The sequence below is a fragment of the Idiomarina abyssalis genome (genome assembly GCF_900116625.1).
Lineage (GTDB): Bacteria > Pseudomonadota > Gammaproteobacteria > Enterobacterales > Alteromonadaceae > Idiomarina > Idiomarina abyssalis.
Genome location: NZ_FPBE01000001.1, coordinates 239,314 through 262,048, shown reverse-complemented (window position 1 = coordinate 262,048; position 22,735 = coordinate 239,314). Strand labels below are relative to the sequence as shown.

General features: G+C 47.0%; 21 protein-coding genes. 7 read left to right on the top strand and 14 right to left on the bottom strand.

What is annotated here, in order from left to right:
* Positions 1-1,341, top strand: a complete 1,341-nt coding sequence (locus tag BM359_RS01240; RefSeq protein ID WP_054487172.1) for a S41 family peptidase — start codon at positions 1-3, stop codon at positions 1,339-1,341.
* 19 nt (positions 1,342-1,360) lie between these two features.
* Here BM359_RS01240 and BM359_RS01235 read toward each other — a convergent pair whose 3' ends face one another.
* The 10 genes from BM359_RS01235 to hemA form a co-directional block, all read right to left on the bottom strand.
* A complete protein-coding gene (locus BM359_RS01235) occupies positions 1,361-3,700 on the bottom strand; it encodes an acyl-CoA dehydrogenase (RefSeq protein WP_054487170.1) in 2,340 nt (779 codons plus the stop codon).
* A 63-nt stretch (positions 3,701-3,763) separates the two neighbouring features.
* Entirely contained in the window at positions 3,764-4,390 is a 627-nt protein-coding gene (locus BM359_RS01230) for a TetR/AcrR family transcriptional regulator (RefSeq protein WP_054487168.1), read from the bottom strand.
* A gap of 114 nt (positions 4,391-4,504) precedes the next feature.
* On the bottom strand, positions 4,505-5,992 hold the full coding sequence (locus BM359_RS01225; RefSeq protein WP_054488485.1) for a TrkH family potassium uptake protein: 1,488 nt from the start codon (positions 5,990-5,992) through the stop codon (positions 4,505-4,507).
* Positions 5,993-6,002: 10 nt separating this feature from the next.
* The gene (gene kdsA, locus BM359_RS01220; RefSeq protein WP_054487165.1) at positions 6,003-6,845 is read right to left on the bottom strand and encodes a 3-deoxy-8-phosphooctulonate synthase; all 843 of its coding nucleotides are present in this window, start codon (positions 6,843-6,845) and stop codon (positions 6,003-6,005) included.
* A 15-nt stretch (positions 6,846-6,860) separates the two neighbouring features.
* Positions 6,861-8,132, bottom strand: a complete 1,272-nt coding sequence (locus tag BM359_RS01215) for a DUF819 family protein (protein ID WP_054487163.1) — start codon at positions 8,130-8,132, stop codon at positions 6,861-6,863.
* Between the two features lie 15 nt (positions 8,133-8,147).
* Positions 8,148-8,522, bottom strand: coding sequence for a SirB2 family protein (locus BM359_RS01210; RefSeq protein WP_054487160.1), 375 nt, complete (start codon positions 8,520-8,522; stop codon positions 8,148-8,150).
* A gap of 21 nt (positions 8,523-8,543) precedes the next feature.
* The gene (locus BM359_RS01205; protein WP_054487157.1) at positions 8,544-10,016 is read right to left on the bottom strand and encodes a DUF3369 domain-containing protein; all 1,473 of its coding nucleotides are present in this window, start codon (positions 10,014-10,016) and stop codon (positions 8,544-8,546) included.
* Positions 10,017-10,018: 2 nt separating this feature from the next.
* Positions 10,019-10,864 (bottom strand): peptide chain release factor N(5)-glutamine methyltransferase, encoded by an 846-nt coding sequence (gene prmC / locus BM359_RS01200; RefSeq protein ID WP_054487155.1) that lies wholly within the window; start codon positions 10,862-10,864, stop codon positions 10,019-10,021.
* The gene (gene prfA, locus BM359_RS01195; RefSeq protein ID WP_143441133.1) at positions 10,861-11,952 is read right to left on the bottom strand and encodes a peptide chain release factor 1; all 1,092 of its coding nucleotides are present in this window, start codon (positions 11,950-11,952) and stop codon (positions 10,861-10,863) included. The genes prmC and prfA overlap by 4 nt, the downstream gene beginning before the upstream one ends.
* A 7-nt stretch (positions 11,953-11,959) precedes the next feature.
* Positions 11,960-13,231, bottom strand: a complete 1,272-nt coding sequence (gene hemA / locus BM359_RS01190; protein ID WP_054487150.1) for a glutamyl-tRNA reductase — start codon at positions 13,229-13,231, stop codon at positions 11,960-11,962.
* Between the two features lie 132 nt (positions 13,232-13,363).
* Between hemA and lolB the strand changes: the two genes are divergently transcribed.
* The 6 genes from lolB to ychF all read left to right on the top strand — a co-directional run bounded on the left by lolB (position 13,364) and on the right by ychF (position 18,324).
* Complete coding sequence (gene lolB, locus BM359_RS01185; protein ID WP_054487148.1) at positions 13,364-13,990, top strand: lipoprotein insertase outer membrane protein LolB; 627 nt, start codon at positions 13,364-13,366, stop codon at positions 13,988-13,990.
* On the top strand, positions 13,981-14,844 hold the full coding sequence (gene ispE / locus BM359_RS13020; protein WP_054487146.1) for a 4-(cytidine 5'-diphospho)-2-C-methyl-D-erythritol kinase: 864 nt from the start codon (positions 13,981-13,983) through the stop codon (positions 14,842-14,844). The genes lolB and ispE overlap by 10 nt, the downstream gene beginning before the upstream one ends.
* Before the next feature lie 15 nt (positions 14,845-14,859).
* Positions 14,860-15,807 (top strand): ribose-phosphate pyrophosphokinase, encoded by a 948-nt coding sequence (locus tag BM359_RS13015; protein ID WP_143441125.1) that lies wholly within the window; start codon positions 14,860-14,862, stop codon positions 15,805-15,807.
* A gap of 139 nt (positions 15,808-15,946) precedes the next feature.
* Positions 15,947-16,615 carry a 50S ribosomal protein L25/general stress protein Ctc gene (locus BM359_RS01175; protein WP_054487141.1) on the top strand — a complete coding sequence of 223 codons (669 nt, stop codon included), beginning with the start codon at positions 15,947-15,949 and terminating at the stop codon, positions 16,613-16,615.
* 14 nt (positions 16,616-16,629) lie between these two features.
* Positions 16,630-17,226 carry an aminoacyl-tRNA hydrolase gene (gene pth / locus BM359_RS01170; protein WP_054487139.1) on the top strand — a complete coding sequence of 199 codons (597 nt, stop codon included), beginning with the start codon at positions 16,630-16,632 and terminating at the stop codon, positions 17,224-17,226.
* Positions 17,227-17,232: 6 nt separating this feature from the next.
* Positions 17,233-18,324, top strand: coding sequence for a redox-regulated ATPase YchF (gene ychF / locus BM359_RS01165; RefSeq protein WP_054487137.1), 1,092 nt, complete (start codon positions 17,233-17,235; stop codon positions 18,322-18,324).
* Positions 18,325-18,375: 51 nt separating this feature from the next.
* Here the strand turns inward: ychF and BM359_RS01160 are convergent, their stop codons facing one another.
* From BM359_RS01160 to BM359_RS01145, 4 genes are read right to left on the bottom strand one after another with little or no spacing between them, the layout of a single operon-like run.
* Positions 18,376-18,783, bottom strand: coding sequence for a group I truncated hemoglobin (locus BM359_RS01160; RefSeq protein WP_054487134.1), 408 nt, complete (start codon positions 18,781-18,783; stop codon positions 18,376-18,378).
* A 9-nt stretch (positions 18,784-18,792) separates the two neighbouring features.
* Positions 18,793-19,653, bottom strand: coding sequence for a DUF3034 family protein (locus BM359_RS01155; protein WP_143441124.1), 861 nt, complete (start codon positions 19,651-19,653; stop codon positions 18,793-18,795).
* A 2-nt stretch (positions 19,654-19,655) separates the two neighbouring features.
* The gene (locus BM359_RS01150) at positions 19,656-21,944 is read right to left on the bottom strand and encodes a putative bifunctional diguanylate cyclase/phosphodiesterase (RefSeq protein WP_054487132.1); all 2,289 of its coding nucleotides are present in this window, start codon (positions 21,942-21,944) and stop codon (positions 19,656-19,658) included.
* A complete protein-coding gene (locus BM359_RS01145) occupies positions 21,941-22,597 on the bottom strand; it encodes a methylamine utilization protein (protein ID WP_054488481.1) in 657 nt (218 codons plus the stop codon). The genes BM359_RS01150 and BM359_RS01145 overlap by 4 nt, the downstream gene beginning before the upstream one ends.
* Positions 22,598-22,735 lie beyond the last annotated feature (138 nt).

Below are 22,735 nucleotides of genomic sequence, written 5' to 3'. Positions count from 1 at the left end.
ATGAGACTCGACAAATCACTTTTATGCATAGGTATTACTCTAACCCTTTCTGCCTGCGGTGGTTCAGATAGCGGTGGTACGGACAATTCTGGCGGAACCAATAACGACGATGGTTACGCCTTTTGCTCGGTCGAGGACCAAAATCAGCGCTTTTTCGAATACATGAAGGACGACTATTTTTGGGCTGACCAACTGCAGGACAGTTTAGATCCTGAAGCTTTTGACGATGTGTATGCGGTACTTGAAGAACTGCGTGCACCGGAGGACCGCTACAGTTACATATTAACTGAGGAAGAGTACGATCAGCTGTTTGTCAGTGCTACCTACTTCGGCTTTGGCTTCTCTATGGAACAAATTAATGAAAGCCGCGTTAAGTTTCGCTTTGTCTATGACGACTCCCCTGCCGATACCGCAGGCATTGACCGCGCCGATGAACTTATTGCTATTGAGGGTGTAGCGGTTTCTGAACTGCTTGCTAATGGTGAATTTAATGACGCGCTGGGCCCTAATGAAGAAGGCCTGAGCCGCGAAATTACCTGGCAAAAGCCTGACGGCACAGAACAAACTGAAGTGCTAAGTAAAGTTGAAGTAGAAACCAATACCGTTATGGGCGCTCAAACTTACCAGCTGGACGGCGAAACCGTTGGCTACTTTACATTAGATTCTTTCATTAACCGCACAGGCGACGACTTAAACAATGCCTTTGATTTATTTGCAGCTGAAGGTATTAACCATTTAGTCATTGATGTTCGCTACAACGGTGGTGGTTTGATCCGCTACGCTAACCAGGTCGCAACTCAGGCGGCAGGCATAAATGTCCAGGGTGAAACCTTTTTGGAGTACCGTTTTAACGAACAAAACAGCAGCAATAATCAGAGCATTGACTTTAGTCTGGTCGATGGCGTTGAACAGTTAGATTTAGACCGTGTATTTGTACTGACTACCGGCAGCAGTTGTTCGTCTTCAGAAATCATTATTAACTCCCTGAGTCCTCACATTGAGGTTGTTACTGTTGGTGAACCCACCTGTGGTAAACCGGTAGGCCAACAGCCCGAAGAGCTGTGCGATAAAGTCACCTTTGCGATTAACTTCGAGACCGTAAACTCAGAAGGTGAAGGTAAATATTACGACGGTATTGCTCCGAACTGTTCAGTTGAAGATGAAATTGTTGGAGACTGGGGCAGCGCTGAGGATCCACTCACAGCGGCTGCAAATACTTACATCAGCAGTGGCAGCTGCCCTGCCGCTTCAGCTAGCGCAGAAACGAAAAAGAGCGCTCAGAAGCGCTCTTTTGTAACACCTATCTACAATATGAAAGATAAGCGCGAGTCTATTCAGTAAGAACTCGTATTAGCAGCGGTTAGTCTTTAACCGCTGCTTTTCTTATGTCACCTTTTGCCGTATAGAACTGATTATTCTCAATAATACCCGGCGCAAAGCTGTCGACACCAATAGCGGTTAAACGCAGTTCTTCGGTTTCAGCCAACTTATCAGCCGTTTCTTTGTCGACTAAGCCTTTTTGCAGTGCCGCATCGGCCAGTTCCTGACCATTAAGGTTGGACGATAATTCACCACGTTTTTGCGCCTTACGCAGTGTTTTATAAACCGGCTTCATTTCCAGCATAGACAAGAACGCTTTTTCCATGTGTCCGGTAGCGTCACCGATGCTGTCTTTCCAGTAGCACAAGAAGGTGTGACGGTCACGGGTAACCCCCGGCTCCATCATGCTGGTGCTGATATTCTGTAAGATCTCATCTGATGGCTTTTTGAAGTGATTTCCCAGAGGGAAAATCAGTATACGCATTACCCACGCCATAAAGCGGTTCGGGAAGTTGTCAAAGAAGCCATAGAAGGCATCAGCAATGCTGAATAAATGGTGCTTAAGCGCGTAATGAACGTAAGGCAAATCAGCCACCTGGCGACCTTCATCTTCAAAGCGCTTAAGTACTGCCGAAGCCATATACAAGTGGCTTAAAACATCGCCTAAACGGGCTGAGATCATCTCTTTACGCTTTAAGTCGCCTCCCATCATCAGCATGGAAATGTCCGACGCTAATGCAAGACCGCGGCTCATACGGCCCAGCTTGCGGTAATAGTGTGCAGTTTCACCACTAACCGGTGATTCACCAAAACGAGCACCAGTAAGACCCAGCCACAAGCTGCCAAAGACGTTGCTAGCAGCAAAGCCAATATGTTTCAGTAGCAGGCTGTCAAACTCGCGCATACCTTCGTCTTCATTCGGGTTAGCTGCAGCCTTCATTTCTTTTAACACGTAAGGGTGACAACGCGTTGCCCCCTGACCAAATATCATCAAATTACGAGTCAGAATATTCGCGCCTTCAACGGTAATGGATACCGGTGTTGCCATGTACGCATGACCCAAATAGTTATGCGGACCTAACTGAATGCCTTTACCGGCATGAATATCCATGGCGTGTTCAAGTACTTCGCGCCCCATTTCGGTCATATGGTACTTGGTCATGGCTGTAACAACAGACGGGCTCTGCCCCTGACACAAAGCAGAAATAGTCAGTCGGCGTGTTGATTCCAGAATGTAGTTGGTGCCACCAATTTTACCCATTGATGACTGAACGCCTTCAAACATACCAATAGGCATACCAAACTGCTGACGAACGTAAGCATAAGCACCGGTCATACGCTGAGTAACATGGCCCGACGCCGTGGCCAGAGCGGGTAAAGAAATACCACGGCCAGCTGACAAGCATTCGACCAACATACGCCAGCCTTTACCAGCGTAATCAGCACCACCAATAATCCAGTCCAGCGGAATGAAAACGTCTTTACCAAAGGTTGTACCGTTAAGGAAAGCCTGGTTTAGCGGGAAATGGCGGTCGCCAATTTCAACGCCTTTATGCGAAGTAGGAATTAACGCACAGGTAATACCTATTTCTTTTTTACTGCCTAAAAGCGCTTCGGGGTCATAGAGTTTAAAGGCCAAACCCAAAACGGTTGCTGACGGAGCCAGTGTAATGTAGCGCTTAGACCAATTAAGACGAATGCCGACAACTTCTTTGCCTTCATGCTCGCCTTTGCAAATGATGCCTTCATCGGGAATAGCACCCGCGTCGGAGCCAGCCTCAGGTCCTGTCAGTGCAAAACAAGGAATGTCTGTTCCGTCCGCAAGGCGTGGTAACCAATAGTCTTTTTGCTCTTTTGTACCATAGTGCGTCAGTAACTCACCCGGACCTAATGAGTTAGGCACCATGACCGATACCGCCGCACTGATAGAGCGGCTGGCAATTTTCGAAACAATGTAAGAGTTTGCCGCGGGAGAAAAATCCAGGCCGCCGTGATCTTTGCCAATAATCATGGCAAAGAAACGTTCTTTACGCAGGTAGTCCCAAACTTGTTTGGGTAAGTCACGGTCTTGTTGAACAATTTTAAAATCGTCCAGCATGTCCATCAGTTTTGCCAACTGGTTATCGACAAACGCCTGCTCATCAGCGGTCAGTTTTGGCTCGGGTACATCAAGTAACTTCTGCCAGTCTGGGCGGCCGCTGAACAACTCGCCGTCCCACCAAACGTCACCCGCTTCCATAGCTTCGCGTTCGGTATCCGACATAGGCGGCAAAATGCGCTTAAAAATAGCAAAAACCGGTTTAGTTACCAGGCTGCGACGGATATCTCCGACTGCAAACACCAGTACCACTAAAACCACTAACAGAATAAAAATTTCCATGGTTATCTCCAGTGCACCATCACAATAAAAGTGTCGTCAAATCTCGAACTTACAACGGTATCTTTACGCTTCTTCAAGCCCGCCGGAAACAAAAGGTATGAGTTGATCAATGACGTCCTGCGCCTCAACCTTTTCATTAAATTCCGACTGAGCAATTTCAATCAAAGCCTGCCCCGATACTTGAGCAAAAACGGCGGCGCCTAATATAAAGTGTAGACGCCAAAACATTTGTTGCTCATCTAAATGTGGATTTGCGCGCTTTAACAGAGCTAATAAATGCTGCAATACACCGCCAAACTCTTGCTGAGTATATTTGCGCAAATGCCCCTGAATTTCAGAATAAGCAAAGCCGAGTAATCTTAAAAAGATATCCGGCCCTTGTTTATTAACCTCAGTTAACTTTGCCAGCGGTATTTTGAAACGCTTAAACAGCTCTTCTGTTTTTAACTCGCTTTGCTGTTCAGCTTGTTGCAGCTGTTCTTCCAAAACGGGCATAAAAATAACTAAATAGCGTGCCATTACCGCTTGAATAAGCGCTTTTTTTGAACCAAAGTGATAATTGACAGAGGCAAGGTTAACCCCCGCCTCCTGCGTGATTTGCCGTAAAGAGGTTTGCTCAAATCCATCTCTGGAAAAAAGCATTTCTGCGGCGTTGAGTATTTTCTTTTGAGTCGAAATGCGTGCTGCCATGAAATAAATAAACGCATGATTTAAACATGCGTTTAATCTAATTCATGTCGTTTCAGCGTGCAAGTGTTCGCTGAATTTATTTTGATCTGCCGCGTAAACTTAATTGTATAGGACTTAATGCCGCCAGTAATGACGGTGGAACAGAATAAGTACGGTCATAATTTCAAGACGACCGGCCAACATTGCAAAAATAAGCAGCAATTTAGCGCCGCCGTCCAGGCTTGAGAAGTTACCTGCCGGGCCTATAATTTCGCCTAAACCGGGCCCAACGTTACCAACCGCCGAGGCAGCAGCGGATATTGCTGTCAAAAAGTCGAGGTCAAATAACGACAAACCCAGCGCTATAACGGCAATAAGAAGAAAGTACATAAAACAGAAAGCGACCATAGAGCCCAGCAACGAGTCGTTAACCCGACGCTCCTGATAGGTTTGAACGCTCACCAGGTTAGGATGAATTAACTGGCTGAACTGCTTTCTCAATAAAAGTTGTGACAACTGAAAACGGAAAATTTTCATACCACCGGAAGTTGAGCCGGTACAACCACCAATAAACATCAAATAGAAGAAGACCATTAACGACCAGCTTCCCCAACTGCCGTAGTCTTCTGTTGCGTACCCCGTTGTTGTTACTACCGACACTACGTTAAACGCTGTGTGCATTAACGCATCGCCGAACTCCCGGCCTTTGGCTATTTGCACCAAAGTAATCAACGCAATAGCAATAAGCAGAAAAGTTACAAAGGCGCGCACCTGAGTGTCTTTCCACAGCGGTTCAAAGTCTCTTTTCAGTAACCGTATATAAAGCACAAAAGGCAGTGCCCCTGCCACCATAAAAATGGTGCCCGTTATAACCAGGAATGGAGTATCAGAAAAGTGGCCAAAAGAGGCATCGTAGTTTGAGAAACCCGCTGTACTAATAGTTGTCATACCATGCGCAAAAGCGTCAAAGCTGCTCATTCCGCCCATTAAATACAGACCAATAACCGCCGCCGTTAATATGAGATACACTCGCCCTATTGCCATAACCATATGGCTTGAGCGCGGCATGAACTTGCCTGACATATCGGATGATTCCGCCTGGAACAGACGCATACCACCCACCTGCAGGAAGGGTAAAATTGCCATTGCCATTACGATGATTCCAATACCGCCTAACCACTGAAGCATAGCGCGCCATAACAGCACACTGGCGGGTAAATCATCCAACCCTGAAATAACTGTTGCACCGGTTGTGGTAATAGCCGACATAGCTTCAAACCAGGCGCTAGGAAAGTCCAGATAAGGCTTTGCAAAAATAAAAGGCAAGGTTGCAAATAAACTGGCTGACACCCAACACAACGAAGTCAGCAAGAAGACTTGTCGCGCTCTGAGCTTAGCGTCACCAGCAGGTTGCAGAAATAAAACCAAGCCAACAACCAAGCCAATAATAGAGAGCGTTAAATAGGTCCATTGCTCTTTCTCGCCGCTAACAACCGCCATAACGAAAGGGGCAAGCAACGCAATAGAAAGCAGCGCAATCAATCCGCCCACCGCTTTTAGCAGTAGCTTAATGGCCTGTCGACTATCAAGCGGCGTTTGCCGTAAAGATTGATTGCTTTGCAATGACATAGTGTCAGTTAGACGTATCTAAAGGTGCAAATGACTTCACTAAGTCGTCAATGGCTTTCATTTGCTGCAAATAAGGCTCTAACGCATGTAAAGGTAACGCACAGGGTCCATCGCACTTGGCTTCATCGGGGTTAGGATGAGCTTCAATGAACAACCCGGCAATACCCAGTGACATACCAGAGCGGGCCAGTTGTGCAGCCTGTGCCCGTCGACCATCGGCTGAGTCAGCTCGTCCTCCCGGACGTTGCAAGGCATGAGTAGCGTCAAAGATAACCGGCGCCATGGGCTTCATATCATCCATGCCAAGCATATCAACAACCAGGTTGTTGTAACCAAAGCTTGAGCCACGCTCACATAACATGATTTTTTCGTTGCCCGCTTCTGCAAACTTTTTGATGATGTGCTTCATTTCATGCGGCGCGAGAAACTGTGGCTTTTTAATGTTAACCATAGCGCCAGTTTCCGCCATGGCAACCACCAGGTCAGTCTGTCGCGCAAGAAACGCAGGAAGCTGCAACACATCAACCACTTCCGCTACCGGGGCCGCCTGATGGGGCTCGTGGACGTCGGTAATAAGAGGCACGTTAAACTGCTGCTTTACCTCTTCAAAAATGCGTAAGCCCTCTTCCAGGCCGGGTCCGCGAAATGAATGAATGGACGACCGGTTAGCTTTATCAAATGATGCCTTAAACACGTATGGAATACCCAGTTTGCTGGTTACTTCCACATAATGTTCGGCAATTCGCAGGGCTAAGTCACGAGACTCCAGCACATTCATTCCGCCAAATAAAACAAACGGCTTGTCATTTGCTATCTGAATGTCGCCCAGCTGTAATTCTTTGATCATCCTAAACTCCTGCGATTAGCTACCAACAACACGTAAGATCTGGCCTGCGAAGTACGCCATGTAAGTTCCCAGCGCATACCCCATTACCGCTAATAATACACCAACCGGTGCTAATGAAGGATGAAAAGCTGAGGCAACAACGGGGGCTGACGCCGCACCACCAACGTTCGCCTGACTGCCAACCGCCATATAAAACACCGGAGCGCGCAGCAGTTTTGCCACCAATAGCATCAAGCTGGCGTGAATGATCATCCAGATAGCACCAATTAAGAAGTACTTCGGTGTTTCCACAATTTTTGTGACATCCATATGCAGGCCAATGCTGGCAACCAGAACATAAACAAAAACTGAGCCAATTTTCGAGGCACCGGCAGCTTCCATTGACCGGGCCCGGGTAAAGGACAGCGCAATACCGCCAGCAGTTGCAAGCACAATCACCCAGAAGAATAAGCTGTCTAAACTGAATTTACTCAATGCCGGGTAATTCGTCGCTATTGCCGGTGCAATCCAGTCAGCTAATAAATGCGCCAAGCCAGCAACACCAAAGCCAATAGCTAAAATGAGCATCAAGTCGCGTAAGCTGGGGTTTCTGACATGCTCCGCTTCATACTTTTCAACTCTGTGGCGAATATTGTCGATAGCTGATGTATCTGCTCCTGTGCGAGCGTCTATCTTCTTAGAGTTTGCAGCCATATACAGCAATACTGCCATCCAGAGGTTGGCGACAATAATATCAACAGTGACCATGGCGGAAAAAATATCGCCACCCACTTCATACACTTCTTTCATTGCGGCCTGGTTAGCACCACCGCCAATCCAGCTTCCGGCAATTGTTGTCATTCCTCGCCAAACAGCGTCAGGCCCTGCTCCGCCTATCATTTCCGGAAACACAGCAGAAACCAGTAGCAAAGCAATTGGACCACCAATGACAATACCGAAGGTACCGGTTAAGAACAGAATAAGAGCCTTAGAACCAAGACCTAAAACGGCTTTAACATCCAGACTTAAAGTCAGTAAAACCATACAGGCAGGTAACAGGTAATCCATAGCAATATCGGTTACTGCTGTCTGGTTTCCGTCAACAATACCAAAGGTATTCAATAAAGACGGCAGAAAATAACAAAGCAACAACGCAGGAACAAAACGGTAAAACTTTTTGAAAGCAGGGTGTTCACTGGTGTTGGTATAAAAAACGAAACCGAGAATTGCAAATAATAACCCGGCAACAACTCCGTCGTTGGTAATTAACGCATTGGTTTGAGAAACAACTGATTCAGGCGCCAACATAAATATTCCCTTAAATTAACCGGCAATAAGTGCTTGTTTTGACATTGCAACGTGCAGCAGAAATGCTATCCAGCCACAGGCGCCAATAAACCCAAGCCAGCGAGCGCCAGCTGTCTTTCCTTTCATGGCTAATACGCCAAAGCCAATGTAAGCAATAACACCTATCACTTTGTCCGTTAGCCAGGGAACCTGAATTGGGTACATACTTAAGCTCACCATGATACCAACGGCGCTAAGCAGCAATAAGGTGTCGTTAACGTGAGGGACTATTTTTAACCACTTCTTTTTAACTAGTGGCGAGTCAATTAATTGCAGTACGAAACGGAATAAAAAAAGGCTGATCGAAATCAGCACAAACAATACATGTAAGTGTTTAAAAGCAGTGTACACAAGTAACCTCTTATTATTTAATTAAATTTTTCTAAGTTCAGGCAGGGCTTTAATCACTACATCAAGAAACTTGGGTGAATAGTAGCGACCTTTTTCATCGTTCAACCGTACTGTAATATCGTCATCGCTGATGCCACTCTCCCACCATTCAAGGAGCTGCTCAGTTAATAACAAAACTTGAGTACTTATTGCGATATCAGAACCTTGCTTACCTTCCGGTAAACCCAGTCCGTCCCACCGCTCAAGTCTTTCTATTAATGCTCTGTGGGCACTCTGTGTTGCTTCATGCTCACCATGCGCTAATGCTCTCAGTGAACGTGCAACACGCTGCTGACAGGTTGTTTCTACGGCAGCTGCGGCATCAGTTGCGCAATCGAGTAATGGCCGAGCTTGTGCGAACAATGACCAGGCTAATGCGGTCGTTTCCGCGTCATCTGCAACAACCCGTTGTGCTATTTCGTAAGTCAAACGAACTTCATTGTCTTGCTCGAGAACACGATTAAACTGGCTTGCATGGTGAAGCATCAGCTGATCCGCTAAGCGCGCCAGGAATTTATCGGAGTCTTCCAGGCACACAACGTTATCCTGTGCCAGTTGGACGTTCTCTGAAAACAATTGAAGAACGTGATGATCGTCTGCGGTCAGAGGGCGAGACAAGCCTCCGATAAACAAAACGGATCCATGTGCACGACAGTGACTGCGGCAATATAAAAGTACGAAGTCGTCGCCATAATAGGAACCATGGTTCGCAATAACATGCTCAAGTTCTGACAAAGCTTTTGACGGGATAACAGAGCGTAAGGTTTGCCCGACACAAACTTTCGAGTCTTCACCATGAGCGGCCAGAACTTTATAGGTGGAGCCGTCTTCGTTAGACGTTGCATAAAGCGTCTGCTTTGCCCCGCCAATAACCCAACTGAGTTGTTGCACTAAACCATCAACAAAGCTATTCATTGGCTGTAAAGCGTAAAGGTTCGCAGAAGCTGAGATGATTTTTTCAAGCCCGTGACGGCTTTGGTCAATCGACATAATATCGCGGTATGAACGCAACGATGACATGACTGCGGTAAAGAGTTTTTGCGCCGTAAGTTCTGTCTTAGACTTATAGTCGTTAATATCGTAATTAACGATAACCGTACGCTCTGGCGCTTGCCCCGGCTGCCCGGTTCGCAGAATAATGCGGGTAAAGTGGTTGTCTGCCTGTTCGCGAATATAGCGCGCCACCTGCAGTCCGGCGTCGTCTGTTTCCATGACGACGTCCAGTAACAGTATTGCCGCATCAGGGTGTTCATCGATTAATTGCCGCGCTTCTTCACCAGAAAAAGCACTGTAAAACTTTAACCCCCGACCTAAAAAATTAAAGTCGTTTAAGGCCAGTTTGGTTACGGCGTGCACCTCTGGTTCGTCGTCGACAATCAGAATTTTCCAGTATTCTGTCGGTAATTTTGTGGTTTGCTGGCTGGCTTCGTCAGCAAACATAAACTGATTGCTCATTATTATTCTCTCTCCGCCCTGGCTTTCTTCCCACCGGTAACTCGTTCTACCCTAGCATAATCCTGCCAACGGTTAATCATTTTATAACCATTTTTCAACAACAGCTCAACGACACTATCTGCCTGTTGCCATCCTTGCTCAAGTAGTAACCAGCCCTGTTCAACTAAACGTTCATTAGCCTGTTTTATAATAGTCTCAATATCGGCTAAACCATTATTTTCTGCAACTAATGCCGTATGGGGTTCAAATCTAACATCCCCTGCGCCTAAATGTGGATCGCCAGCATCAATATAAGGTGGGTTGGATAGCACCAAGTCAAAGTTAAGCGACTTTGGCACAGATTGAAACCAGTCGCTGTACAAAATATCAACATCTAAGCCTAATTTTTTACTATTACGCTTAGCCAGTTCAACGGCTGCTTCATTGCTGTCACACGCCATAACCTGCCACCCGGGTCGTTCCGACTTTAGCGCCAGTGCCACCGCTCCGGTTCCTGTACCTAAATCGAGCACACGGGCGTTTTCAGGAAGCTCCAGGCTAAGGGCGGCTTCAACCAGGGTTTCGGTGTCGGGCCGGGGAATCAAAGTACTGTCGTTAACTTCAAGCATCAGTGACCAAAACTCGCGGCGACCGGTTATATGAGCCACCGGACGCCCCTTCTGGCGAGCTGCAATAACGCTCCGATAATGCTCAAGCTGCTCAGCCGTGAGTTCCTTTTCAGGCCAGGTCAGAAGATAGGCTTTTTCTTTATTCAACACATAACAAAGTAAGGCAGATACATCAGCAGCCGCGTCTTCGCTTTGACTTAATTGCTCTCTGCCCCAGATTATCGCCTGCTGTAGTGTCATTGCTGTCCTTCAGACAACGCCGCCAGTTGATCGGCTTGATGCTCAGTAATGATTGCATCGAGTATTAAGTCGATATCGCCGGTTAGCACTTCATCTAATCGGTACAAGGTAAGGTTAATGCGGTGGTCTGTAACACGGCTCTGCGGATAGTTGTATGTACGGATACGCTCCGAACGGTCACCACTGCCCACTAAGTTACGACGCGTGCTGTCTTCTTCAGCCTGACGTTTTTCGTCTTCCAGACGCTGTATTCTTGCCTGCAAAACCGACATGGCTTTCGCCCGGTTTTTATGTTGAGAACGCTCTTCCTGACACTCAACGACCACCCCTGTCGGTAAGTGGGTAAGGCGAATCGCTGAATCGGTACGGTTAACGTGCTGACCACCCGCTCCTGAGGCGCGGTAAGTATCAACACGTAAGTCGGCCGGGTTAATTTCAACAGCTTCGGCTTCCGGAATTTCCGGCAGCACCGCTACGGTACAAGCTGAAGTATGAATACGACCCTGCGACTCTGTTTCGGGAACACGTTGTACGCGGTGGCCGCCCGATTCAAACTTCATTCGACCGAAAACACCGTCACCACTCATATGCGCAATAATTTCTTTATAACCGCCGTGTTCGCCATCACTGGCACTGACAATATTCACTTTCCAACCATTTTTTTCTGCGTAACGGCTGTACATACGGAATAAGTCACCAGCAAATATTGAAGCTTCATCACCACCGGCACCGGCCCGAATCTCCAAATAGCATGAACGGTCGTCGTTCGGGTCTTTAGGCAACAGCAAGAGCTGCAGGCGGTTTTCCAGATCTTCTTCTGCTTCTTTGGCTTGCTTAAGCTCTTCTGCCGCCATTTCGCGCATCTCTGCGTCATCATCCTCAGCCATATCTTTGGCTGCGGCTTGGTCATCCTGGTTCTGACGATACTCCTCAAAGCACCCGACTACTTCTTCCAGTTGAGAATATTCGCGAGATAAAGCACGGAAACGGTTTTGATCGCTGATCACATCGGGCTCACCCAATAAAGCCTGCACTTCCTGATAACGCTCAACTAAGCCTTCTAGTTTGCGTTCAATGGATGGATTCAACATGTTTTTATTTGCCTTCTGATGGGTCAGAGGATGGCTCTGACCAAAGTTGTTGCAAAACGGCCAGCGTATATTGATCGTTATTTTCGCCGGCAGATTTCAATAAGTTTGTCGGTTTGTGCGTTAACTGCTGCACCAGACGGTGACTGAACCTTTGCAGAACCTCCGCCGGGTCTTTACCCTGCTCAAGTTGAGCCAGTGCCTTTTTTAACTGTTCGTCGGCCAGAGTTCGTGTATGTGTCCGATACTCTCGCACAAGCTCGACGCTGTTAAGAGATTTCAGCCAATCATTAAACTCTTGAGTCTGCTGCTGAATAATAACTTGCGCTTCACGCGCCGCCTGTTCACGGTTACGAATGTTTTCGCTAATAATGCTTTGCAAGTCATCCACGGTATAAAGGTAGGCATCGTCCAGTTCGTTAACCTGTTCTTCTATATCGCGGGGAACCGCTAAATCTATCAATAACATAGGCCTGTGACGGCGTTTTTTCAGCGCTTTTTCAATGCTGCCCTTACCCACAATAGGTAAAGTACTGGCAGTTGAACTGACAACAATATCGGCCTGTGGCAGAAGCTCAGAAAGCTCCGATAAACTGTGCGCTGTCGCCCCGACTCTTTCAGCCATTTCACGTGCGCGCTGTAAGGTTCTGTTAGCGACAATAATTTCGCTGACACCTTGTTGCTTTAAATGCTGAGCAACGAGCTCGGATGTATCGCCGGCACCAATAAGCAAGACTTTTGAGTTCTGTAAATTGGCAAAAATATGGCGTGCCATAGAAACAGCAGCATAGGCTACCGAAACCGCATTCTGACCAACTGCGGTTTCATTTCTTACGGTTTTTGCTACCCGGAAAGTTTGCTGGAACAAACGCTCGAGAATGCCACCGACAGAAGCTTGTCGTTTAGCGGCCTGGTACGCTTGCTTTACCTGCCCCAGAATTTGCGGCTCGCCCAGCACCAGAGAGTCTAAACCGCTGGCAACGGACATAAGGTGGGTGATGGCTTGTTCGCCCTGAAATAAATAGTGGTGATTTTCCAGAGCATCAGGAGACAGGCTATGAAAACCCGTCAGCCAGCCCAATAGCAAGTCACCGGATACTTCACCGCGACAATACAGCTCTGTACGATTACAAGTAGAGACAATAACCGCTTCTTCAACGCCTTGAAGGTTACGCACGGCCTGCAACGCAGTGTCGAGCTGTTCGGCACTAAACGCGACTTGCTCACGCAAATCTACCGATGCTGTTTTGTGATTAATTCCAAGAGCTGAAATGGTCATCTGACTGTGAAACTCGTTATCCCAACGCGGCCAAAATCTAAGTTGTCCGATTGTACGTGAAAGCCTTAGTCATTGAAAGTCACAGCGCTTTCTGGTCAACTACTGGCATTCCGATTGCACCAATAGAGAAATATGATTCAACGTCGAATTTTCTGGGTTTATCTCGTTACCGTTACCTTGCTCAGTGGGTGCGCACTACCAACCCCGCCAGAGCAACGCAGCAGCACCCAGGTGAACCAGCAAGTTATCAAAGCTCACCAGCAACAATTAGAGCAGCTGCAACAATGGTCGTTAAGTGGCCGCATGGCTATTATCCAGAAAAAGAAAGAAGAGCGTGACAGTTTTTATATCAACTGGGCTTATTTGCCACACCAACAAATCATTCGTTTTTCCCACCCGTTAAAAGGTCAGTTAGCGAAATTAACCATTGATGACAGCGGCGCTCTGTTAGTTGGTTCCGATAATGAAGAACGATGGGCACCTTCAGCCGATGCTCTGCTTTACCAAATACTCGGTGCGAGCGTTCCTTTTGAGCAGCTGCATAACTGGGTTATAGGTAAAAAAACTGTAGCGCTGAAAGCCGTCCGCTATCATAACGACGGCACTCTGTCTCAGTCCCGGGTGTTTAACCAGGGGCAAGACTGGCAGATAAACTGGTTTTACGACCAAAGTAAGAGCCAAACGCTCACCCTGCCCGAACAAATACACTTAGAAAGTTCAAACCTCTTAATCAAGGTGCAAGTGAATCAATGGCAGTAACGACATTAACACTCCCTGCACCGGCAAAATTGAATCTGTTTTTGCACATTACAGGTCGTCGTCCGGACGGGTATCACAATCTGCAAACCGTATTTCAGTTTCTGGACTATGGCGACACCCTTAAATTTCACACGGACAAAACTGACGGGCAATTCCGTTTAATTGATAACAGTAGTCAAATACCCGAACAGGAAAACTTGGTTTGGAAGGCTCAGGCAGCACTCAAGCAGGCATACAAAGAAAAAGGCTTTGAGCAACTACCCGGCTGCACTATTGAGTTGATAAAACACCTGCCGCAAGGTGCAGGTCTGGGCGGAGGTTCATCCAATGCTGCGACTGCTTTAGTTGGGTTAAACCGCCTATGGGGCAGTCATTTTTCATCTTCTGAGTTGCAGAAAATTGGTGGAAAGCTCGGTGCAGATGTTCCCGTATTCATTCATGGGCAGGCATGCTTTGCCGAAGGTATCGGCGATATTTTTACCGACGTATTACCACCGGAACTTTGGTATTTAGTGGTAAAACCCGAAGTTTCCATAAGCACAGCTGAGCTGTTTTCTCACCCACAGCTAAAACGAGACTGCGCGGTTGTTAGTGCCCAAAACTGGGACACTCAAAACGTCACTAATGTATTTGAGCCAGTGGTCTGCGATCTACACACCGAAGTTGCTATGTTGCGTCGTGCCTTGCTAGAATACGCTCCGACTCGGCTCACTGGCAGTGGAGCATGTCTTTTTTCTTCATTTGAAACAAGGCAAGCCGCAAAGGAAGCGCAGCAGCATGTCCCTAAAGGGTTACGCTCATTTATCGCTCAAGGCCAGAACCGTTCACCACTTATCCAGACATTAACCCAATAAAAGTCGAGGTATGTTGTGCCTGACATGAAACTTTTCGCCGGCAACGCCACTCCGGAGCTAGCCCAGAAAATTGCCGATCGCCTTTATATCAAACTTGGTGAAGCATCCGTTGGTCGCTTTAGTGACGGCGAAATTAGCGTCGCTATTAACGAAAACGTCCGCGGTTCCGACGTCTTTATTCTTCAATCTACTTGCGCTCCGACCAATGACAACCTGATGGAACTCATTGTGATGGTCGATGCACTGCGTCGTGCATCAGCAGGCCGTATCACTGCCGTTATGCCTTATTTTGGCTATGCTCGCCAGGATCGCCGGGTCCGTTCAGCTCGAGTTCCAATTACGGCAAAGGTCGTTGCAGACTTCTTATCAAGCGTTGGTGTTGACCGCGTGCTGACTGTAGATTTGCACGCTGAACAAATTCAGGGCTTTTTCGATGTACCTGTCGATAACGTTTTCGGAACACCGGTGTTATTAGAGCACATGCGTCAGCAAAACTTTGACAACCCAGTTGTTGTTTCTCCCGATATCGGTGGCGTTGTCCGTGCTCGTGCTTTTGCCAAACTTATGGATGACACTGACTTAGCCATCATCGATAAGCGCCGCCCTTCTGCTAACGTATCTCAGGTTATGCATATTATTGGTGATGTTAAAGGCCGTGACTGCATCATTGTTGATGACATGATCGACACTGGCGGAACCTTATGTAAAGCCGCCGAAGCACTGAAGTCACATGGCGCTAAACGCGTATTTGCTTATGCAACTCACCCGGTATTCTCGGGTAATGCAGTGCAAAATATAAAAGACTCTGATATTGATGAAGTTATTGTGACCGACAGCGTTCCATTAAGTGATGAAATGAAAGCCACCGGTAAAGTCACTCAGTTAACCTTATCCGGTATGCTCTCGGAAGCACTGCGCCGAGTGAGTAACGAAGAATCAATTTCCGCAATGTTCGAGTACTGATTGTTGTAATTAATCCCGCTCAGTGCTAGTATTGCGCGCCCTTAGAAACCGGCCACGTTGTCGGTTTCTAAGTTTCTGGGTCAGCTCTTGGTCGCGAGTGCTGACAAATAAAAAACTTTAAACATTGAGAGGCCAAATCATGGCTGAATTAGATTTTAATATCAAAGCTACCGTCCGTACGGACAAGGGGAAAGGTGCGAGCCGCCGCCTGCGTCACGCGGACAAAGTACCAGCAATTTTATATGGTGGTAAAGGTGAGCCAGTAGCATTAGAACTGGACCACAACAAAGTGAATAACATGGCTGACTTCGAAGCCTTTTATTCGCACATTTTGACGCTGGAGTTTGATGGCAAGAAGCATCAGGCAATCCTTAAAGACATGCAGCGTCACCCGTACAAGCCAAAATTGACTCACCTGGATTTCCAGCGCGTTGAGAAAGGCCACAAACTTCACACTAACTTACCTCTGCATTTCTTAAACGAAACAACTGCTAAGGGTGTTAAAGAAGAAGGCGGTGTTGTTGTTCACCACGTCAACGATGTGGAAATCACTGTATTGCCGAAAGACTTACCAGAGTACCTGGAAGTTGATATTGCTGAACTCAGCATTGGTGACACCATTCACCTGACTGACTTAAAACTGCCTAAAGGCGTTGAGTTAGTTGAACTGACTAAAGGTGATGATCACGACCAGGCGGTTGTATCTATTACTGCTCCTCGTGTCGAGAAAGAAGAGACCGAAGAAGATACAGTAGCACCTGGCGACGTTCCTGCTGAAAACAGCAAAGACGACGCTGACGAAGAGTAAGTCAGTCTCCTGTTATGGGAACTGAAGTAAAACTGCTTGTGGGCCTGGGAAATCCGGGCCCCGAGTATGAACGAACTCGCCACAACGCTGGTTTCTGGTTAGTCGAAGACTTCTGCAGACGCCACGCAATTACACTTTCCCCTGATACAAAAAGCAAAGCCCTGATTGGACGCTGGCAACAAGGCGCTCATGATCTTCGCATTGTACTGCCACAAAACTTTATGAACCGCAGTGGTTTCTCTGTAGCGGCGCTGGCTAACTTTTATAAAATACCGGCTAGCCAAATTTTAGTGGCATACGATGAGCTCGACTTACCCCCTGGCGTTGCAAAGTTTAAGAAAGGTGGAGGTGCCGGCGGGCACAACGGAATTAAAGATATTATTGCCCAGACAGGTAGCCAGGACTTTATGCGACTGCGCATTGGTATTGGCCACCCGGGCGATAAAACGAAAGTAACAGGCTTTGTTTTAGGCAAAGCCTCAGCAAATGAACAGCGGCTTATCGATGATTGTATCGATGAAGCCAGCCGCAGTATCGACACATTAATGGTGGACGGCTGGGGACCTGCACTGCAGCGTCTGCACAGCTACCGCCCTGAACAGAAAGGCTGAATTCTCATGGGATTTCGATGTGGTATCGTTGGTTTACCAAACGTGGGTAAATCCACACTTTTCAACGCACTGACAAAAGCAGGCATTGAAGCTGCAAACTTTCCATTCTGTACCATCGAACCGAATACGGGTGTCGTTCCTGTCCCTGATCCTCGCCTGGATAAATTAGCCGCTATCGTCAATCCCGAGCGCGTGATTCCAACAACCATGGAATTTGTTGATATCGCCGGGTTAGTTAAAGGCGCTTCAAAAGGTGAAGGTTTAGGTAACCAGTTTTTAGCAAACATCCGCGAAACCGACGCTATTGGTCATGTCGTGCGCTGCTTTGAAGACGACAATATTGTGCATGTCAGTGGCGGTATTGACCCTGCCGATGACATTGACACCATTAACACCGAGTTGGCACTCGCCGACTTAGACTCTGTTGATAAGTCTTTGTACCGTCTGAGTAAAAAAGCGAAAGGTGGTGACGCACAGGCCAAAGCAGAAATTGCGGTACTGGAGAAACTCAAGCCGGCACTTGATGAAGGTAAAATGGCTCGCTCTGTAGAGCTCAGCAAAGATGAGCGTGCAACCATTCGCTCGTACAACCTGCTGACTTTAAAGCCAACAATGTACATTGCCAACGTCAACGAAGATGGTTTTGAAAACAACCCACACCTGGATAAAGTACGTGAAATTGCGGCAACCGAAAACGCTGTTGTTGTTCCCGTGTGTGCTGCTATTGAATCAGAAATAGCCGAACTGGACGAAGCTGACAAAGAAGAGTTTTTGAGTGAACTGGGTCAGGACGAGCCAGGTTTGAACCGCGTTATTCGTGGTGGCTACGAGCTATTAAACCTGCACACATACTTCACTGCCGGCGTAAAAGAAGTTCGCGCCTGGACAGTGAAAGTAGGCTCAACGGCACCTCAGGCAGCCGGACGCATTCACACCGATTTTGAAAAAGGCTTTATTCGTGCCGAAATCGTTGGGTATGACGACTACATTGCTAACAATGGTGAGCAAGGTGCAAAAGATGCCGGTAAATGGCGTTTAGAAGGAAAAGAGTACATCGTTAAAGACGGCGATGTTATTCACTTCCGTTTTAACGTTTAATAAGCAATTGGTGGCTCGCACAAAGCGGGCCACAGCCTTTCCCCGGTACCTTTAGTTTTCTACAATATCGCCATGCATAGGCGCCAGCAAACCTAATAACTGATTCTGAGCCGAAACCGGTATATCATGCTTTTCCATCGCCGCTATTAGGTGCTCCACCAGTGCATTGAAGTCCGCGTTAGTAACGCCCATGTTGCGATGCGAAGTTTTCATATCATCTCCGCTGTAGTCACATGGACCACCACTAACATCACATATTTGTTCACTAATCAGTTTATGCACCCGCATAATGTCCACATCAGTAAAATGATGGGCTATACGGTCATCACCACCCACTCTGTACAGCATTTCTTCGACAACGGTTTCAATACCCTCTTTCTCTCCCAGCTGCTGGTACAAGTTCTGAGCAATTGATAGCGGAGTAAACAATAGCACCGCCAGTAACACACCTATTCTCATAATTTCTCCTTAAAAGGCTGCCTGAACAGACAAATACCAGCCGGTTTGATCATCGAGTCCCGCTATTGAACCTAAGTCAGTGTAAGCGCCAACAACGGACACATGTTTATTTGGGAAGTAAGCGACAAAAAGATCTTTCCAGTCCTGCTCTTCAGCGAAGTTTAGGTTATCGGGCTTCTGGCGGTATTCAATACCTACAGCCCAATAACGGTTCAAAAAAGCCGCTACCGACGCTTCCGTCAGCCAGTCCCTGCTGTTTTCTTTGTCTCCGCCAAAGCCCAGCAGACCCAGCTGATTCGCCTTGCTTGAGCGCAAGGTTAAGTTTGCGACCCAGGTACGATGAAAAGGCCCATCCAACCAGGCTTTTGCGGCACTGACATACCAGTCAACACTGCTGTCATCCTGAGAACCAACGGCTGAAGGCAATGCATAGTCATTGTTCTTTTTGTGCTGCGCGCCCACACTGATTTGAGGTAAATCGCCGTAAATGAGGTCGCCGGCCAAACGTACTTTAGCACCAAGAATACTTTGACTAAGCTCACCACCAATAGTGGACAGATCAAATGTTTGTTCCGCGTACGACAATTCTATTCGGTTATTCCAACTGACACTGGCGCCCTGTACGCTTAGGCGAAAATCATCTACAGCAACTTCACTTAAATTGACCGTAGCACCAAATTGACCTTTCCCTGCGTAACTGCTTAACGTTGCCCAGGGGACTATACCGCCTCCCCCTGCTCCTTCTAACGTACTGGCACCGCCCGTTGCTAACAGTCTTGTTCCCTGATCTGCAAACGTGGCAGAGCTAAAAAGCAAAACACCAGCCAAAATAGAGTGGCTTCCATACACTAAAGAATCTCTTATATTCATTTTCATTCTTTTAACTCATGGTCGGTTAAGTAATTCTTAAAATCTGAAATAGCTAAGGGTTTGCTAAAATAGTAGCCTTGCAATTCATCGCACTGCAGCGATTGCAGTACCTTCCAACTGGCTTCATCTTCAACACCTTCTGCAACCACTCGAAGACCCAATTCATGGGCTAGCTGAATCGTTGAACGGACAATGGATTCATCCATAGCCTCTTCACTCAAATACTGCACAAACGCCCTGTCAACTTTAAGTTCTTCGACAGGCAGTCTACGTAACTGTGCCAGGGATGAATGTCCGGTGCCATAATCATCAATAGAAATAGAAAAGCCGAGGCGCTTGAGGGTTTCCAGCCGGGCAATCGCTTTTTCAGGGTCCTGCATAACGGCACTTTCCGTCACTTCCAGAACCAGGCGCTGCGGTAACTGAGGGAAACCTTTTATCAGTTGTTCAAACAATAAGGGTAAGGCGTCACTTAACAGGTCAACCGTCGATAAATTAATACTCAGCTTGAGAGTTTTTCCTTGCTGTTCCCAGTTACGGAGCAGCTCAACAGACTGCCTGCAGACCCAGTCTGTTAAATCGGTAATAGCTCCCGACTGCTCTGCCAAAGGAATAAACTCATCAGGACCAACAAAGCCCAGCTTCGCACTCTGCCACCTTAAAAGCACTTCAGCACCCATGACTGCACCGGTCTGACACTGAATTTTAGGCTGTAACACCAGATGCAGCTCTTCATCTTTTACGGCGTCTTTTAACGACTCAATAATTTGCAGGCGCCTCATGTGCTGTTCATCCAGCCCTTGCTGATACTCTACGTAGAAGCTCTGCTGAAGTTTGGCCTGCTGCACACTGACCTGCGCGCGCCGAATCAATAAATCAACCTCTGCGCCTTGTTCGGGGAAACAAACAACGCCTAAATTAAAAGCCAGACGATAGTCACTGTCCCCTACTTTAAACGGCGATTTAAGAAACGCCTCTAATTGATTTACGCTGCGGTTTAGTTCAAATGCTAATTGTTCGAAAGAGTACAAAATAGCAAACTCATCACCACCGACTCTCGCTAACAAGGTTGAATTTGCGCAGCACTGCCGTAAACGGTCTGACAGTTGCCGCAAAATATCATCGCCAATTTCCTGGCCAACACTGTCATTCAAAACACGGAACTGCCGAATATTTAATAATAATAGACAACCACTGTTATTCGCATGTAGCAACTTCTCCAACTCTTTTCGGAAAAACCGTCGGTTAGGTAAGTTGGTTAGATGATCATGAGATGCCTGATAAGAAATACGCTGTTCACGCTCAGAAATAGCCTTTCGCATGCTCCCAAAAGTGTCAGCCAACTTACCGAACTCATCATCATTTAATGACAAATTCGTTTCACTGTAGTTGCCTTGCTGCAGTTTCTTCGCGGCTCCTGACAACTGCTGCAATGGGCGTGACACGCCGCGCGCAATAATGACAGCTAACAACATAGCGACAACCAAAGCGGCAATGGCAATTAAAACAATCTGCCAACGCAGCCGTGTAAACTCCTCGGTTGCGGCAGTCAGAGATGTCGTCAGCACAACATGAACAGCGTCGCCCGAGTCAAGATTAAGGATGACTTCATTACCGGCAAAATCATTGTTTAGTAACCAGGTATCCAAAATTCCGTTACTTTGAGTCAAGGTCTCCGATAAAGAGGAAACGTGTGAATCCGATAAGCTTGAGGCGAGAACATCGTTAGAGCTCTCCAGCCACAAACTGATATCAGCATTAGCCAGACTTTTTAACTCCTCAGCCAATTCAGAATCGACTTCAAAGCCAAGCGTTGCCCACGCAATTAAATTAGGCGCATTAACCGGTACGGTGACTAACTGAAAGAGCTCGTCTTCCACCACGGCTAGCTCTCGGTTTGAACCGGCCGCACGAGGATTAATACGCAATTCATCAAAAGCATGTGAAGAAGCAATTTCTTTCCCGTCGGGTGTTTGCAGTACCATTAATTCGGCTTCTATCCGTTCACCGTGGTTCACTAACGCCGAAATAATGGTCTCTCGGTCTTTAGAGGATACCGCCCGCTTGAATCCAAAATCATCGGTAAGAACTTCAGCTGCCTGAAGTAGCTGAGTGCTACGGCTATCGAGCAGTTCGCGGAATACCTTTTCACTGACACTCAGCTCTCTTTCAATTGAGCGTTCCAGCTGGTTCTCCGTTGCAACCCACACCGCTGCTAAGGCAACCAATAAAGCGCCGGCTACCAAACCGGCAAGAATAATAATTAAGCGAGTTCTAAACCGTGTGATCATTGGTTCCCTTTACGGTTAAATCGCTGTTCTAAACGAGAAGGCTCTTTTTCTTCCTGCTGAGGCGCAGATACCCGAACTTGTCCGGTGAGCTCCTCTCCATTAGCCGCTAATGCAATGTTCTGAGCTTGAGATAAATCATCGCCCATCCAGTAATGCCATACCCTCACCTCTTCCAGACTCTCACCTTCAGAGAGGTTAAGCTCAGCCAGACCTTGCTCATCGGTCACAACGACGTCATAGTCATTACTTACCAGAACGTAAGCAATCATCTGATCATGGATATTACAACCCAGAGTCACAATACCTTCTTTATCAAAGTTAACGCTTGGCTGCTCTTTGTCTGAATACAGTTTTAACTCAAAATTCTTAGCTTCAGAAAACGAATACACGTGGTGTCGAATATTATCGCTGTTAGGGAATACAACATCCGTGCCCCTTTTTACAGCACTGACGGTGGGAGTAAACTGTTTATCCACCTGATCAACAATCGCTTCATTATTTTCATTAAACTTATCTTTTTGGCTATCAATTAATAGCGCGGCATTAACTAACGGCTGACCCTTTGCATCAACCAATTTCACTTTTAAAGTCTCGGCAGACACATACTGGACACTTAAAACCGTCAATAAAAAAGCAGCAATTACATGCTTCACACCAACCCCCGACAATAACTTAATACGTTCAACTGTAACGTAACCGAAAAAAACAAACTGCGCTATGATTGGAGTACGTACTAATGATCCACTATGGTTCATTTTTGGTAGGTTAGGCATAGACGCTTTTACTCGTAA